This is a genomic window from Caballeronia sp. GAFFF1 (assembly GCF_023630705.1).
GTDB lineage: Bacteria > Pseudomonadota > Gammaproteobacteria > Burkholderiales > Burkholderiaceae > Caballeronia.
Genome location: NZ_JALQEM010000033.1, coordinates 1 through 16,197 on the forward strand (window position 1 = coordinate 1; position 16,197 = coordinate 16,197).

Consider the following 16,197-nt stretch of genomic DNA (forward strand, 5'->3'; position numbering starts at 1 on the left):
GCCGCGCCGCGCGCCGCGCCGCCCACGCGCTCACCGCCGCCGACTGCCGGGCCCGATTGCGGCGGCGGCGCCGTCGATGCGGTCGCCGGATCGATGCCTGTATTGCTCTTCGCCCAGCTGTAGCACGCGCCGTCATCCTTCTGTTGCTGTTGCGCGCTTTGTCCTTTCGACGGATACGCGATCGGCTTGCTTTGCGCAAGTGCTTCCAAAGCGAGCGAGGCGATCACAATGGCGCCGAGCGCGCGCCAACACAGTGCATTCATATGGACTCCTTCAATTGTCAGACTTTCTGCCTGCATGGCGACGCAGCGACCCCTCGGTCACGGCTCGTTCACGCGCGTCCATGTCGGGTCGGGATCGAACTCCGTCAGGGGTTGCGCGGACGGGCCGCGGTTCTTCTGATACACCACGCCGTTGTTGTTGACAATGAATGTCATGACGCCGCTCTCGCCGTATTGCGCCGGGTACGCCACCATCGCGAAGCCGGCCAGCATTCGCCCATTGATGATGTAGCTGAAAGCGCCTCCCGGCGCGTTCTTGCCTTGCCGCGTGAGAATGCGGTAGTGGTAGCCGTGGTACGCGTCGCCCGCGTGACGGTCCTTGAAGTAGGTCGAACTCGCGGCGATCAGCGGACCGAAGGGACTCTGTTCTTCGCCCCGACTCGTATCCGCTGGCCAGTAGAGTCCGTCGCGCTTGCCCGGCGAACTTCCGAGCTTGCGCGCGTACTGCAACACACCGTCCCCCATCCGATCTTGCGAGGCGTACTCGCGCTGCGCATCGAGATACGCGCGCAGTACCTTGATCGCCTCGCGCTCGTTCGCCCCGATACGCCGGTCCAGCACCTCCTGCTCGCCCTCTTCCGTGGCGAAGCGCCAGACGCCGTTCTCTCGAACGAGCGGAATGGGCATGGGCCACGCATCGTCGCCGATCACGAGAACGCGGCGGTCGGGCGAAGCCTCTTCGAGCCGGTGATACGCCTCGAATTCGGCAAGCGCATCGGCGCGTAACTGGCGATTCTCGGCATCGTCGGATGTCACGACGAGGCGCTTGTGCGCGCTGCCGAAGATGCCGATGAGCGCCGCGTCATCGTCCGACCTGAGCGCCTGCACGAGTGCGCTGACGGCTTCCTCGGGTGTCGCGAAAGTCTGCTGGTCGGTCGCTGCGAAGAGCGTCGCGGGCGCGAGCAACATCGCGACTGTCGCAAACGCAATGACGAGACGAGTCAACCGGCCATCGGTTCGATGAATGTTCATAGGCGCCCCCTAGCGACGACCCCCGCGGCCGCCGCCGAAGCTGCGACCTCCGCCTCCTGAGAAGCCGCCGCCTCCGCCGCCGCCAAAGCCGCCACCGCCGCCCTGGAAGCTGCGACCGCCCTGGCCGCCTGCCATCGACTGCCGGCTCGCGGCTCCTCGCGCGCTATCCGCGCGCGCGCTTTGGCCCGAGCCATAGCCGCTCAATGCATCGCCGCCGCGGGCCTGAAAGTTCGACGCGCCCTGCGCGCGAGGCGTGTTCTGCATGGCGGGTTGCGTGCGTGCAGAAGCGCGCTCGGTGCCGCCTCCTGCGCCCAACCCCGTGCGGCCTGCTCCGCCCGTACCGCCTGCTCCCCCTCCACGCGAAGGCGCGTCGCCCACGCGCTGCATCGAGGAACGCCCGCTGGTGCCGGAGACCTGTCCCGGCTTCTTCTCGGAACGCCATGTGCTCGACTGTTGCGTCGCGCCCGATCCAGACCGGTTCGCCGCGCGATTGCTCAGGTTGTTCTGGACATCGGCTCGATTGGCATTCTGTTCGCGATTGATGTTGATCGTGTTATTGCCGCCGTTATAGTTGGCCTCGTACCGTCCGCCGTTCCACGCGGCGGTGATGGCCGCGCCCCAGATCATGCCCGTGGCGAAGGCCGCACCGGGCGCATACGGATAGTAGTAGACGGGGTAAGGCGCCGGGGCGTACGTATAGACCGGCGTCGGACTGCTCACGACCACCGTGGACGGGTTGTACTGCGGCACATAAATGACTTCCGGATTAGACGGCACGATCTTGATGACCTCCTTCTCGACCACGATCGTCTGCTTGTCGTCGCTCTTCAGATTGCCGACCGACTGAGTTTGCCGGCGAAAACGCTGCACGGCTTGCAAGACGGCGTTCTGATCCGCCACGACCGCTTCGCCGAGCGCAACGGTCCAGTCGAGATCGGTGCTCATCTTCTTCACGATCTCGGGATAGTTGAGCAGCGCCTTCACCGAGTCTTGCCAGCGTTCGTCGACCGGAAGATTTTTGTCCGTCTTTCTGCGCTCGAGAAACCGGTCTGCCTGCACCACCTCGACCGGATACGTCGAAGCGGGAAGAATGATCGCAACGAGGTCGTCGGGATACAGCGCAACGGGACCGACGAGCTTGTCCAGATCCGCTGCACTCATCGCCGCGGGCGGCGGGACGCTTGCCGCCGGCGCCTGAGCGAGCGCATGCGTGCCACATGCGAGCGCCGACACGACCAGAAGCATGTTGATGAACTTGGGCATTGTTCTCTTACCACCGAGGTGGCCGTCTCTCGCCTGTTCTACCAATTCGCCGAAAGCGCAAGCTGTACCCCGCAGCGCATCGGGTCTTTCACCGATCGTTCAAAACAGTGAGACAAACTCATTCACCCATGCTTAAGAGACGCTTAAGGGCGTTTGAAATCCGTTATTGAGCTGCGCCATTATGGGCGGCGGCAATCGCGGCATCGCGTTCCTTCGCGGCTTGTGCCTTCTTCTGGTCATAGACTTTCTTCGCTGCCGCGACTTTCCTGTTGTACGCCTTGTTGGCTGCCGCGACCTCCATTCGCATCTGTACGATTTCGTCGCTATGTTTTGCTTGACCGGCCGCTTGATCGGGCTGCGCTGCGTTCTGCGCCCATGCACTCGTCACGAACGCGACGGGTAGCAAAGCAGAGGCTACGTATAGACGTTTCATGACCTTCTCCATGTGAAAATTGCCGGCGGTCGACCGCGAAGCATCGAACTCGCATACGCCGATGCATCAGCCGTCCGTGTCGAATCGCGTGGCGTCCGGCACTCTGAAAAACGAGGTAATCCGCAAGGAAATGCACGAGCAAAGCAGCGTCGTCATTTGTTTCGTTCGTTTCGCCGCTTATAGCGCAACGCGCTAAAGAGCGCGGTCATGAGCACGGGATAGTGATTGAAAGATATGCGAACCTCTTGACGAATTCAAGACTCGGGCGCGGTCATTTGGATGCATTGACCGGCTAACCGGTCGATCTGACTTACCCGCCCAGCGCGATGATCGCCATTGTCAGAAGCACGCCCAACGTCACCATCGCCAGCCCCGCTTTCAGCGCGCCCCAGCCCGCATAGGATCCCAAAGCAACGCCGCATCCGAACAGCATGACGAGCGTCAGCGCGCGTGACACGAGCAACGCAGTGGGAACATGCCGGACGATGACGAACGGAGCGGCGACCGGAAACGTGGACAGCACGATAATGATGAAGATGCCGATTGCGGCAAGAAAATCGTCGCGCTCGAGCGCGGGGCGCTCCGGCAGCGCATCGTATCGAGCGATTCGGCTGCGAATCGATTCCAGCTCGGCGTCCGAGAAGAATGGCGCGAGAAACGGCGGCAGTCTTGCGCGCAGTTCTCGCACGCCTTCTCCCGCGTCGAGTTCGCGCTTGATCGCAAACGCGAGTGTGCGCCGCCGCCCCCGATTCACGAGAATGCGCATCAGATACATGACGGCATCCGCGAGGCCCCACGCAAGATTGCAGCCGAGGGCCGTGTACAGCATCTTGCGGCCGGCATCTTCGCCGCTCGTCGCCGCCGACACCGTACCGACGAACGTCAGCGCCATGAACAACCCGAAGCACAGCTCGGAAACGCGGTCGACCGTGTCCAGCACGGGTGCTCGTGTGTTGCCGCACGGTTCGGCGAGTGCGGCGTCCGCGGTGGTGTCCGGCAGCATGAATTTCACCCGGTCTTGACTTCGTTCACGAGCGGTTCGTTATGCTCGAACGCGGTGATGCTCGCGAGCGTTGTCTCACAGATAGTCGTCAGCGCTTCGCGTGTCAAATACGCCTGATGCCCGGTCACGATCACATTGGGGAATGAGATGAGCCGCTGAATGATGTCGTCCGGAATGATTTCATTGGACAGATCGCGGAAGAACAAGTCCGCTTCCTGCTCATACACGTCGATTGCGAGCCCGCCCAGTTGCCCGCTTTTCAGTGCTTCGATCACGGCCTCGGTGTCGATGAGCGCGCCCCGGCTCGTATTGATGAGCAAGGCGCCGCGCTTGGCACGCTGAAGCGTCTCCGCATTGATGATGTGATGCGTCGCGGGAGTCAGCGGACAGTGCAGTGAAATGACATCGGCCTTCTCGCCGATCTCGCCCGGCCGCGCATAGCGCAGACCCATCGCTTCGAATTCCTTCGAGGGATACGGATCGTAGCCGATCACATTACAGCCGAAGCCGAGCATGATCTTCGCAAAAACGCACCCGATCTTCCCGGTGCCCACTACGGCCACCGTCTTGCCACACAAATCGAAGCCGATGAGTCCGTCGAGAGAAAAATTGGAATCGCGCGTACGGTTGTAGGCGCGATGCACCTTCCGATTGATGGCGAGCAACAGCGCGACGGCATGTTCGGCGACTGAGTTCGGCGAATACGTCACGACGCGAACGACCTTCAGCCCGAGGCGCGCGGCGGCTTCGAGCTCAACGTTGTTGAAGCCGGTGCAACGCAGTGCGAGCAATTCGGTGCCGCCGCTTTTCAGCGCCTCCAGAACGGCGGCGTCTGCTTTGTCATTAACGAAGATGCATACCGCGCCGAATCCTGCAGCCTCCCCGACCGTATCGCGATTCAGCGAGACGTCGAGGTATTTGAGCCTGTGGTGCGCGGATTCATTCGCCTGGTCCAGAAACTGGCGTTCGTAAGGCGTCGAACTGAATATGGCCACGTCCATGATTTCATCTCCAATACGAGAGCTAGCCGCTAGCCAGCGAGATTGCGATCTGCACGAACAGCACTTTGACGATGGTCATCGACGGGAAAATCATGGCGTACATCACGTCGGGCTGATCCGTGGGCGCGATGCGATTGGCGAACGCGAGAATGGCAGGATTGCCGGTCGCGCCGCATACGACGCCGGCCGAGGTATCGAAGGGCAGCTTGAATAGCCATAGACACGACGCGGCTGTGACGCTCACGAGCACGAGCAGCGTGATCACGCCGTAAAGGAGCAGCAGCGGACCCGCTGTGCCCACGGTCGCCACGAATTTCGGCCCGCATGAAATCCCGACCTGCGCAAGAAAGATCGTGAGCCCGAGGTTGCGCAGAACGAGATTCGCCGATAGCGGCATGACCCACACGAACGGTCCGTTGCGCCTTGCTTTTCCAAGGCACAGCGCGAACAGCAGCAACGCAGCGAGACCGAGGCTGAAACTGCCGAGGCCAGGCACGCGCAACGGAACGGCTCCTAGCAGCAGCCCCGCCGCAGCGCCGATTCCGAGGCAGATGAAGCTCAGATCCGCCGTGCCCTTGATCGAATCGCCGAAGAACGCACGAATCGTCGCGCGATGCGCGCGATTCACGAGCACGCCTACGCGGTCGCCTGCTTCGAGAATGAGATCGGGCGTCGAAAGTAAATCGGCGTCTCCCCGCCGCACATGCGCAATCGAACAGTTCACGCCGCCGGGATATCTCAGCTTGCCGAGCGGCATCCCGACCACCGCCGAATTCGATGCGAATACGCGCATATAGTCGATATCTTCGCGATCGCTCGCGATGCGTCCTGGCTGCGACTCGCCGCATAGCGCCGTGGCCTCGTCGAGCAGGCGCTGGTCCGTGGCGGTGACAAGCAGCACATCGTCGGACTGCACGATGAGGTCGTCGGCGGGCAACTGATTACGATGCGCGCGCCGCACCGCCGCAATCGACACGCCCGGCGGCAAGCGGCTCAGAAGTTCCGATAAGCGCAGGCCGAAGAAACTGGCGTTCTTGAGCGCGATCTCCGCCGTTTCCAGCACCTTGGCCGGCGGCTTCGGAATCGAGACTTTCAGCAACACGTTAAGCGCATAGAGAAACAGAATGGGACCGGCCACGCCGAACGGATAAGCGACGCTATAGCCCACGGCCGCATCATTGCTCTTCATCGATGCAATGGCCACCTGGAGGCTTGCCGTGCTGGTACCGCTGCCGGCGAACATGCCCAACGCATCAGCGAGCGAAATGCCGAAGCGAATAAAAGCGCATGACACGAGACCGGCCGCAATGACGCCGAGGCAAGCAGCCGCGTTCGCCTTCGCCCCTTCGCGGCTGGTGAGCCCTCTGAAGAACTGCGCGCCGTACTGAATGCCGATGCCGTAGAGGAACAGCAGCAAGCCGAGCGTGCCGAGCAAGGCCGGCGGCGCCGACTTCGGCGCGAACGCGCCGATGGCCAGTCCGACGAAAAGCACGGCCCCCGAGCCGAGCGCGACGCCTTTGATCGTGATCTCGCCGATGAGATAGCCCAATGCGATCGTGAGGAACAATGCGAAGAGCGACTGGCTTTCGAGAAACGTTCTGACTGCGTCCATGCGGCCTCCTGTGATTGAATCAGGCAACGCAGCGATACAGGAATATTAAAGGCGGTTTGTCTGAAGCAGTCCAGCGGTATTGACGCGCATGGTCAGGCTGCGTTTCGGTGCGATTCGAGGACCAGCACGCTGTGTGGCGCGACATGACAGGCATCGAACTCACTCTGCGAGGTTACGGAATCCGAAACAATATCGAGTGGCGATGCAAGAGACGTATCGACGATGCGCCGCCACGATTGTCCGTCGAAGACAGGCACCGCGACGATACGCGCATCGTCATTCATGTTCAACACGATGTGCAACATGGCTTCGCCCGGTGCTTGCGCGGCAAGCGTGAAGGCAACGAGACGTGCTCCGGGGTCATGCCACGGCGGCTCGCCCAGTCGCTCGCCGTGCCACGCAACGTCGGGATAGGTGTCGCCGTTCGCGGGCCGCCCCGTCAGAAAGCGTCGGCGGCGCAGGCTCGGGTGACGCTTGCGCAGTGCGATGAGTTCGCGCACGAAGCGCAACATGTCGAGCGCATCGCGCGACATGCGCCAGTCCTGCCAGGAGAGTTCATTGTCCTGACAGAACGCGTTGTTGTTCCCTCGCTGGGTGCGCAGGACTTCATCGCCACCGAGAATCATCGGCACGCCCTGGCTCAGAAGCAGGATCGCCATGAAGTTGCGCGCCTGCTTAAGGCGCAGACCGATAACCGATGGATCGTGCGTCTCGCCTTCCGCGCCGCAATTCCACGACAGGTTATCGTTGGTGCCGTCGCGGTTGTCCTCGCCGTTTGCCTCATTGTGCTTCGCGTTATAGCTGACGAGATCGAGCAGAGTGAAGCCGTCGTGACAGGTGACGAAGTTGATGCTGTTGGCGGGCAATCTGCCATCTGCCTGATAGAGATCCGCGCTTCCCGCCATGCACGTACATACTTGTCCGATGAGCCCCGGTTCGCCGCGCACGAAACGCCGTATCACGTCACGGTAACGTCCATTCCATTCGGCCCACGCCATCCCGGGAAAGGCGCCTACATGATAGAGGCCGGCCGCGTCCCATGCTTCGGCAATAAGCGGAACGCGAGAGAGCACTTCCGACGATTCGATTGCCCAAGGCAACGGCGGGTTGCTCAACAGCGCGCCGCCCTCGCCGCGCGTGAAGACGCTCGCAAGATCGAACCGGAAACCATCGACGCGGAGGTCGCGCACCCAATACTCCAGGCATCGCAGGATGAACGCGCATACCAGCGGATGATTGCAGTTGATCGTGTTGCCACAGCCCGTGTAGTCGCGGTAACGGCCGCCATCGGCCGGATCGACGTGATAGAAGATCTCGTTGGCGAGCACCTTGAAGTTGATCACGGGCCCGTTAGCACCGGCCTCCGCTGTGTGATTGAACACGACGTCCAGCAGCACGCGAAGGCCCGCCGCGTGCATCGCGTCGATGAGCGCGCGGAATTCCTGCGGCGCTCGTGCCGCTTCCACGCAGTAGCGCGAATGCGGACTATGGAAGCTATGCGTGCTGTAGCCCCAGTAATTCGTGAGTCCTTTCGCGGCTGCGGACGGCGGAACGTCCTGCTCGTCGAATGCCATGACAGGAAGCAACTCGACATGCGTGACGCCCAATTCCTTCAGATAAGGGATTTTCTCGATCAGGCCGGCAAACGTACCGGGACATCGGACACCGCTCGACGGATGCCGCGTGAAACCGCCTACGTGCAACTCGTAGATGATGGCATCGTCCAGCGTGCGAATGTCGACGTCGTCGCGCGTTTCGACAGGTTCCGTGACGATGGCCCTGAACGATGCGTGCGATGCGCCTTGCGCCTCCGAAGCCTGCTGGCGGTTCCAGAAACGCTCGCTGACCGCCCGCGCGTTTGGATCGAGCAACTCCTTGCGGCTGGCGGCAGCGTCGTCCATTTGCGGCACGCCGTGCGGACCGCAGGCTCGCCACGTATAACAACAGTGAACCGGTAAATCTTCGATAAAGACATGCCAGAAGTAGAACGTCCGGTTCACATCGGGCGCGAGCGAGACAATCTGGAACGGTTCGATGCTTTCTGTCGATGCGTAGAGCAACAGTTCCATGCCTGTCGCGTGCCGGCAGAACAGACAAAAGTTGACGCCGCCGTCCGCGACTGTCGCGCCGACAGGAAAACGCGAACCCGGCTGCACACGATACCTGTGCGCGCCGTCGACGTTAGCTTTGAGCAAGGTCGATCCTCACTGCCGACGCTTTCCAGATGCGCTCGCAGTATTCGCCGATCGCGCGGTCTGAGGAGAACTTGCCCGAACGCGCGGTATTCATGATCGACATGCGAGTCCATTGCTGAATATCTCCCCATGTCTCGCTCACGCGTTCCTGGCATGCGCAGTAATCCGCGAAGTCGGCCAACACGAGGAACGGGTCAGATTGCATGAGGTTATCGACCAGCGGCCGAAATACATTCCTGTCGCCGCCCGAGAAACGCCCTTGCGCGATGTCTTCCAGTGCATCGCGCAAAACATCATTCGATTCCACGTATTGAGCGGGCCGGTATCCTTCGCGCTTTGTCTGCTCGACCTGTTGAGCAGTGAGTCCGAAGAGAAAGAAGTTCTCGGCGCCCGCCTCCTCGCGAATCTCGACGTTGGCGCCATCCAGCGTGCCTATAGTCAGCGCCCCGTTCATCATGAACTTCATGTTGCCGGTGCCCGACGCCTCTTTTCCCGCCGTCGATATTTGCTCGGAGAGGTCGGCCGCCGGATAGATCCAGTGCCCGTTCTTCACATTGAAATCCGGATAGAAGACGACTTTCAGCCGCCCCCTGATTGCGGCATCGTTGTTGACCACATCCGCAATACCCGTCATCAAACGGATAATGAGTTTGGCCATCGCATAACCGGGAGCAGCCTTTCCGCCGAAGATAAAGCAGCGCGGCGCACAGGGAATGTCGGGGTTCGCACATAAGCGACGGTACAAGCTCACGATATACAGCGCATTCAAATGCTGGCGCTTGTATTCATGGATTCTCTTGACCTGGATGTCGAAGAGCGCGTCGGGATCGACAACGATGCCGGTGACAATCCTGATGCGCTCGGCGAGCGCCGCTTTGTTCTCTCGGCGCACGGAACGCCACGCGTCATGGAACCCGCGATCATCCGCGAGCGCTCGCAGCGCATCGAGCTTTGAAAGATCAGTGGCCCATCCGTCGCCGATGGTCGTGTCGAGCAGACGTGTCAGTCCGGGATTGCTCAACATCAAAAAGCGGCGCGGCGTCACGCCGTTGGTTACGTTCAAGAACCGTTCGGGATACATGTCGGCGAAATCTCGCATCACCGTCTGCTTGAGCAGGTCCGAATGCAGTGCTGCGACGCCGTTCACTGCATGACTGCCGACTGTGGCAAGGTGCGCCATGCGCACTTTTTTGTTGCCGGCCTCGTCGATGAGCGACATGCGGGCCACACGGGCATCGTCGCCCGGAAAGGCGCGCCGTACATCTTCGAGAAAGCGGCTGTTTATTTCATAGATGATTTCGAGCGCGCGCGGCAGCATGCTCTGGAAGAGCGGCAGGCCCCACGTTTCGAGCGCTTCAGGCAACAGGGTGTGATTGGTATAGGCGAACGTGCGCCGTGTGATGTCCCACGCTTCATCCCACGGCAGGCCATGCACGTCGAGAAGCAGACGCATTAATTCGGCTACTGCTATGGACGGGTGCGTATCGTTCAGTTGGGCAGCGAAAAGATCGGCGAAATGCTGCACCGGCGTCCCTTTCATTGTCATTAGCCGCAACATGTCCTGCAGCGAGCAGGATACGAAGAAGTACTGCTGCGCGAGTCGCAGTCGCTTGCCTGCTTCCGGTTCGTCGTTCGGGTATAGCACCTTGGACAGAGTTTCCGACAAGACTTTCTCCTGCACCGCCTCGTAATATTGGCCGGCGTTGAAGTCCTGAAAGTCGAATGACTCGACTGCCTCGCTCTTCCACAGCCGCAGCACGTTGCAGGTGCCCACGCGGTAGCCTTGCACCGGGAAATCGCATGCCACGCCCTTGACCTGCCGCGCCGGTTGCCACTCGACGCGCAGACGGCCCTGCTCGTCCGTGTGCTGTGTCGTATTTCCGCCGAAGCCGACGTAATAGCTCACGTCCGGCCGCACGATCTCCCATGGACTGCCTTTCTCGAGCCACTTGTCCGTGACCTCGACCTGCCAGCCATCGCGGATCTGCTGATCGAAGATGCCGAACTCATAGCGGATGCCGTAACCGATCGCGGGTATCTCGAGAGTCGACAGCGAGTCCATGTAGCAGGCAGCGAGGCGCCCGAGCCCGCCATTACCGAGGCCCGGCTCTTCTTCGACCGAAAGCAGCGCGTCGAGGTCCTGGCCGAGCGCATGCAACGCATCACGTGCCTCGTCCTGCATGCCAAGATTGAGCAGGTTATTGCCGAGTTGTGGACCGATCAGGAATTCAGCCGACAGATAGCAGGCGACCTTCACGTCTTTCGCCGCATAGATTTTCGTTGAGGCGGCCCAGCGCGCCAGCATCCGGTCTCTGACGCTGAACGCGAGCGCCATGTACCAGTCGTGGCGGGTAGCGATGTCCGGATAGCGCGCCTGACGACAAATCAGGTTCCGTACGATGTCGTGCTGCAACGGATCATCGGCGACCTCATTCGTCGCTGCCGCGCGACGGGAGGCTGCGTCTAGGACAGGAGCATCGTTCATGGTCGCCTCGTCATTCGATACGTTGCAAGGATATGTTAGGAGCTACAAATTTCAAGCGCTCGAACTATTGCGCTTTCGCGCTGCACTTTTTTCCACGAAGATTATTCATTCACTTACAACATCTCTCTCGCTGACGTCAGAGAGCAAGGCCACACTCTCAGGAAAAGGCGCCTTGAAAGGAACAGTGATTCGCCTACAACGTATTCACGGCCTAACGACAAATGCGTGACGCATTGTTCCGTGCGCCATGTCCAACGGACCGGCCATGCATTCGGTTCGTCAACCGGGAAGGCAATGATAAGAGCTGCCGAAAGCATCTGCGCGGTCGTACTCGCAGCACTGCTCATGCTCGCGTTGCCGGCCGTATCGCTGGCTGCCGGTTCAGAGACGCTCGCTCAGATCGAGGCGAGAGGCGTACTCCGATGCGGCGTGAGCGAAGGCATAGCCGGCTTCTCGGCACAGGATGCGTCCGGGCGCTGGACGGGAATGGATGCCGACTTCTGCCGTGCCGTGGCTGCCGCGGCCCTCGGCGATCCTGGCAAGGTCGCATTCATTCCTCTCAGGACGTCCGCACGCTTTCCCGCACTTCGAACGCGCCGCATCGATTTGCTCGCGCGCAATACGACGTGGACCTTGCTTCGCGAGGGGACGCTCGGCGTGCAGTTCGCAGGCATTCTCTTCTACGATGCTCAAGCGTTCATGGTGTGGACGAAGAGCCCTGTACGCGCGTTGTCGTCCCTGAATGGCGCGACGGTATGCGTGCTGCGCGACACGTCGAGCGAGGGCAACCTCTCCACTTATGCCTATGCGAATGCGCTGGATATCAAGCCGCTCGTCGTCGGATCGGTGGATGCGCTAGAGCGGGCGTTTCACGATGGCCAATGCAGCGCCGCCACGGCGGACGCGTCGCTACTTGCTGCGCTACAGGCTCGCGCGCCGGGCGGGGCATCGTCGGTTGTCATTCTTCCCGAGCGCATATCGAGGGAGCCGCTCGGCCCTGTCGTGCGAGACGACGATATCGCGTGGCTTACCGTCGTGCGTTGGGTTCTTTTCACGTTGATCGCCGCCGAAGAACTCGGCGTCACGCGCGCCAATCTTGTCGAACGTATGCGCGATCCACGCGTGTCTCACGCGCTGGTTCCCGACACGGCAGTAACGAATATGCTCGGCATGAAGCCTGGCTGGACCGCAAGAGCGTTGAACAGCGCCGGTAATTATGGAGAAATGTTCGATCGCAATATGGGCAGTGCAAGCCCTCTCCAGATGAAACGAGGACTCAATGACTCATGGACTCGCGGCGGCCTGATGTACGCCCCGCCGATGCAATGAAAAGGGGAAGAACGCATCGTGAGCGACTGGCAGATCTATCTCGTCGTCGGCGTTTTTTCGGCGGTCATACTCGTGATCGCCTTCAATGTCATCGACATGACCGTGGCGGCGCTCGTCGGGGCCAGCATACTCATTGCGCTGCGCATTCTCGATGAACAGGATTTGCTCGCCACCGCGCGAACCGCGGCGGGCCCCATCAGCCTGCTCTTCGGCGGCATGGTCGTGGCGCGTATTCTCGCGACGACTGGCCTCTTCGACGTAATCGGCGACGTGTACTTACGGGCCACCGCGGGAAGCGGCAAGCGCTTCCTGCTGCTGCTGATCGTGGTGGTCGCGCCGTTGTGCGCGCTGTTGCCGAACGCGACGACAGTGATCCTCCTTGCACCGATCATCGTTCGCGTGGCCCGTGCGTTGGACGTCGACATTGCGTCGCCGCTCATTCTCACCGCTATGCTTAGCAATGCCGCGGGGCTGCTGACGCTCGTGGGCGACCCGGCCACGTTTCTTGTCGGCAGTTCCATCGGCATGACCTTCGGCGAGTATTTGAGGTACGCGAGTCTCGGCGGCCTGCTGTCCATCATCGCGGTCATTCCGTTGTTGCCGCTTATCATGCGCGACATATGGGGCGTCGTCAGGCCCGTGCCGAAGCGCGCTCAACATGCAAGATTGCAAAGGCCGCTTTATGCGGCGCTTTCCCTCGTCGTGCTCGCACTGATGATGCTGCTCTTCATCCTGGGCGAGGAATTGCCGACGCGCATCGTTCCGCCAGCCGTCGCGGTGATCGCGAGCGCGCTCGCGCTTCTCGTGGCGTATGCGTTCAAGATCGAGCCGACCGAACGCGTGCTGCGTGACGTCGACTGGAAAACGCTCGTATTTCTCGCGTGCATCTTTTGTCTTGTGCAGGCGATGGTCAAAACCGGCCTGCTTCAGGTGATGGCGCTCAAGCTCCATGAATGGTTCGGAGCCAACCTGACGCTCGTCACGCTCACGATGATTGGCGGCATCGGCCTGTTGTCGTCGTTATTGGCCAACGTGCCGGTTGCGGCAGCTTCCATCGTGATGTTGAAAGCCTATCTCGTGACTGCGGAATTCGTCCCTGAAGCCGCGATGGCCGATCAATTCACCCAGTGGCCTCAGACAGTGTTACCGGTATTCGTCGGCATGATGTATGGCGCGACGCTCGGGGGGAACGCGACGCTGATCGGGTCGGCGGCGAACATCGTCGCCGCGGGCGTCTGCGCAAACGAAGGACGCCCCGTCACGTTCGCCCGTTTTCTGCGCTATGGCTTGCCCGTCACGCTGTGCCAGCTCGCGGTGACGGCGGCGTATGTCATGGTCCTGTCGAAGGTACTGCGTTGACCTCGTGTGAATGATTTATCAGTTCACTCTGCACGCTGAGCCTTTTCTGCGCCGTATCTCACCGTCAATCTTTCGGGTTGTTCAACCACTGCACAGTGTCCGCCTCAGCGAGCATTTCTCTGACGCACTCGACGAGATATGCCGGCTCCACAGGCTTGCCGATAACGCGCACTCCAGCCGGACGTTCGCGAATCTCACCACCGAATCCGGATACGATGACCGCAGGCAGATGCGGGGCCGTCTGCCTGAGACGCTCGATAAGCTCTTGTCCGTTCATACCCGGCATGCGAAAGTCGGTGACGAGTGCGTCAATGGAGTCGCTCTGACTAATGGCGAGCGCGGCATTTCCATCGTAGGCCCCAGAAACACGGAATCCGCGCAACTCGAAGTAGCGCTGAAAAACGTACGCGATTGCGACCTCGTCATCGACAATCAGGACGTGCCTTGTTCGGGTCTCATCCTTCATGGCGAAAACCATCAGCTGCCTGCGACGGGAACTTCTTCTCAAGCGAGGCGCGCACGTGCTCGGCCAGGTCGCTCACCCGATAAGGCTTCGTGAGCGTGGTGATGGGCGCTGCGGACACGTTCGCGGCGGGAAGTTGATCCATATAGCCCGTCGCGAGCAGCACGGCGATATCCGGTTGTCGTTCTCTGACTCGCTCCACGAGTTGCAACCCATTCATTCCTCCCGGCATGATGATGTCAGTGAAAAGCAAGTCGACATCGCCATATCGCTCGATCACTTCCAATGCTTCCTCTCCGCTCTGCGCGGACAACACGCGAAAGCCGAGATTCTTCAAATGGCCATACGCGAGTTCGCGAACGTCGCGGTTATCGTCCACGACCAGCACGGTATGCTTGCCGAGAATAGCCTCGGTGCTCCAGTTCAGAGCTTCGTCGCCTTTCTGGCCGACGTCGGTTTCCGCCTGACTGACCACCGGGAAGATCATGCGTATCGTCGTTCCCTGTCCGGGCGTGCTGTCTATCTCGAGCCGGCCATGCGACTGTTGTACGAAGCCATGAACCATTGCGAGGCCAAGACCCGTGCCCGGCCCCTTGGTCGTGAAGAATGGCTCGGTGGCCCGTCTTACGACGTCCGGCGTCATGCCTTCTCCATGATCAATCACGCAGATCACGACATAGATTCCGGGCGTCAGGTTATGCGCCTCGATTCGCTCAGCATCATTGATGACCGAGGTGGCGACCGTCACTCTTCCCCCCTTCGGCATCGCGTCCCGAGCATTGATGAGCACATTCAGCAACGCCATTTCCATGTGCGTGGCATCGATGGTGCAAGCCGGCAATCCGGGCTTCAGGTCGAGGTGCAGGTCGATCCTGTCGCCGAGCGTTCTAACTAACATCTCACTGAACTCGACCACCAGCGTATTCAGATTGAGTTGTTTGGGTTCCAGGCGTTGCTTGCGCGCGAACGTGAGTAGTTGCTGAGTCAGTTTGCCCGCTTTTTCTCCCGCCGACATGGCGCGCCCGATTGCTTCGCGGGTCGCCTGTCTGTCGTGCAGAGACGCTGCGGCCAGTTCCAGATTGCCCGTGATGATCTGCAGCAGGTTATTGAAGTCGTGCGCGAGCCCCGCAGTCAGTTGCCCGATGGCCTCCATTTTCTGCGCCTGCAGGAAGGACTGCTCCGAGATCCGGCGGCGAGTAATGTCCATCTGGGAGGAGAAATAGTAAAGTAATTTCCCATCCTTATTGAACACGGGGCCGATAAATAACGCATTCCAGAAGGGCTTGCCGCTTGCCTTGTAGTTCAGAACGTCCACTGCGACCGCCCGCTGTTCACGCAGGGCATGACGGATTTCATCCACAGCGCGCGCATCGGTTTCTGCGCCCTGCAGGAATCGGCAGTTGCGTCCGAGAACCTGCTCCTCGGTGTACTCGGTCAAGTCGAGAAACGCGCGGTTGGCAAAAACGACAGGGTTGTCCGGTTGATTCGGGTCGGATACGACCATTGGCATTCGCGTCATTTCGACGGCAGCGAAGAAGATATTGCTGCGGTCGTCCAGTCCAGGGCGGGAAATCTGGCTTGCCTGCCAGTGCCTGATCCCGGGATTGCCTAACGGTGAATAAGCGCTGCCTTCCAGTTCGCCGTCTGCCGGCCGGCCGATGCTCTGGCCATCTCCCTGTTCATCGCCGTGCTTGCTCAAGACTTCGTCTTTGTCGCTGCCCTTCGCCATAACTTATTCGCCAGTGTGTGTGATGTTGGGCCCATCGAGGAAGATTCATCGAGGGGATGCCGGCAACCTTCG

Annotated in this window: 12 protein-coding genes and 1 pseudogene; 2 read left to right on the forward strand and 11 right to left on the reverse strand. The window is 60.7% G+C overall.

What is annotated here, in order from left to right:
- From NCR37_RS19505 to NCR37_RS19545, 9 genes and pseudogenes are all read right to left on the reverse strand, one after another.
- Nucleotides 1-263, reverse strand: a pseudogene (locus NCR37_RS19505) (hypothetical protein); the annotation flags it as partial.
- 57 nt (nucleotides 264-320) lie between these two features.
- Nucleotides 321-1,253, reverse strand: coding sequence for a DUF2950 domain-containing protein (locus NCR37_RS19510; protein WP_250474483.1), 933 nt, complete (start codon nucleotides 1,251-1,253; stop codon nucleotides 321-323).
- 9 nt (nucleotides 1,254-1,262) lie between these two features.
- Nucleotides 1,263-2,516 (reverse strand): DUF3300 domain-containing protein, encoded by a 1,254-nt coding sequence (locus NCR37_RS19515; RefSeq protein WP_250474484.1) that lies wholly within the window; start codon nucleotides 2,514-2,516, stop codon nucleotides 1,263-1,265.
- 163 nt (nucleotides 2,517-2,679) lie between these two features.
- Nucleotides 2,680-2,949 (reverse strand): hypothetical protein, encoded by a 270-nt coding sequence (locus NCR37_RS19520; protein WP_250474485.1) that lies wholly within the window; start codon nucleotides 2,947-2,949, stop codon nucleotides 2,680-2,682.
- A 310-nt stretch (nucleotides 2,950-3,259) separates the two neighbouring features.
- Nucleotides 3,260-3,952, reverse strand: a complete 693-nt coding sequence (locus tag NCR37_RS19525; protein ID WP_250474514.1) for a hypothetical protein — start codon at nucleotides 3,950-3,952, stop codon at nucleotides 3,260-3,262.
- Nucleotides 3,953-3,957: 5 nt separating this feature from the next.
- Nucleotides 3,958-4,953, reverse strand: a complete 996-nt coding sequence (locus tag NCR37_RS19530; RefSeq protein WP_250474486.1) for a 2-hydroxyacid dehydrogenase — start codon at nucleotides 4,951-4,953, stop codon at nucleotides 3,958-3,960.
- Between the two features lie 22 nt (nucleotides 4,954-4,975).
- Complete coding sequence (locus tag NCR37_RS19535) at nucleotides 4,976-6,565, reverse strand: aspartate-alanine antiporter-like transporter (protein ID WP_250474487.1); 1,590 nt, start codon at nucleotides 6,563-6,565, stop codon at nucleotides 4,976-4,978.
- A gap of 92 nt (nucleotides 6,566-6,657) precedes the next feature.
- Nucleotides 6,658-8,760: a glycogen debranching protein gene (locus tag NCR37_RS19540; RefSeq protein WP_250474488.1), complete on the reverse strand. Its 2,103-nt coding sequence runs from the start codon at nucleotides 8,758-8,760 to the stop codon at nucleotides 6,658-6,660.
- On the reverse strand, nucleotides 8,747-11,245 hold the full coding sequence (locus NCR37_RS19545) for a glycogen/starch/alpha-glucan phosphorylase (RefSeq protein WP_250474489.1): 2,499 nt from the start codon (nucleotides 11,243-11,245) through the stop codon (nucleotides 8,747-8,749). The genes NCR37_RS19540 and NCR37_RS19545 overlap by 14 nt, the downstream gene beginning before the upstream one ends.
- A gap of 294 nt (nucleotides 11,246-11,539) precedes the next feature.
- Here NCR37_RS19545 and NCR37_RS19550 point away from each other — a divergent pair, with 294 nt between their 5' ends.
- Together NCR37_RS19550 and NCR37_RS19555 are read left to right on the forward strand one after the other, a co-directional pair.
- Nucleotides 11,540-12,574, forward strand: coding sequence for an amino acid ABC transporter substrate-binding protein (locus NCR37_RS19550; RefSeq protein ID WP_250474490.1), 1,035 nt, complete (start codon nucleotides 11,540-11,542; stop codon nucleotides 12,572-12,574).
- 18 nt (nucleotides 12,575-12,592) lie between these two features.
- Nucleotides 12,593-13,933 (forward strand): ArsB/NhaD family transporter, encoded by a 1,341-nt coding sequence (locus NCR37_RS19555; RefSeq protein WP_250474491.1) that lies wholly within the window; start codon nucleotides 12,593-12,595, stop codon nucleotides 13,931-13,933.
- A gap of 64 nt (nucleotides 13,934-13,997) precedes the next feature.
- Here NCR37_RS19555 and NCR37_RS19560 read toward each other — a convergent pair whose 3' ends face one another.
- On the reverse strand, nucleotides 13,998-14,399 hold the full coding sequence (locus NCR37_RS19560; RefSeq protein ID WP_250474492.1) for a response regulator: 402 nt from the start codon (nucleotides 14,397-14,399) through the stop codon (nucleotides 13,998-14,000).
- Nucleotides 14,389-16,125, reverse strand: coding sequence for a histidine kinase famiy protein (locus NCR37_RS19565; protein ID WP_250474493.1), 1,737 nt, complete (start codon nucleotides 16,123-16,125; stop codon nucleotides 14,389-14,391). Before NCR37_RS19565 ends, NCR37_RS19560 begins: the two co-directional genes overlap by 11 nt.
- Between the last annotated feature and the right edge of the window lie 72 nt (nucleotides 16,126-16,197).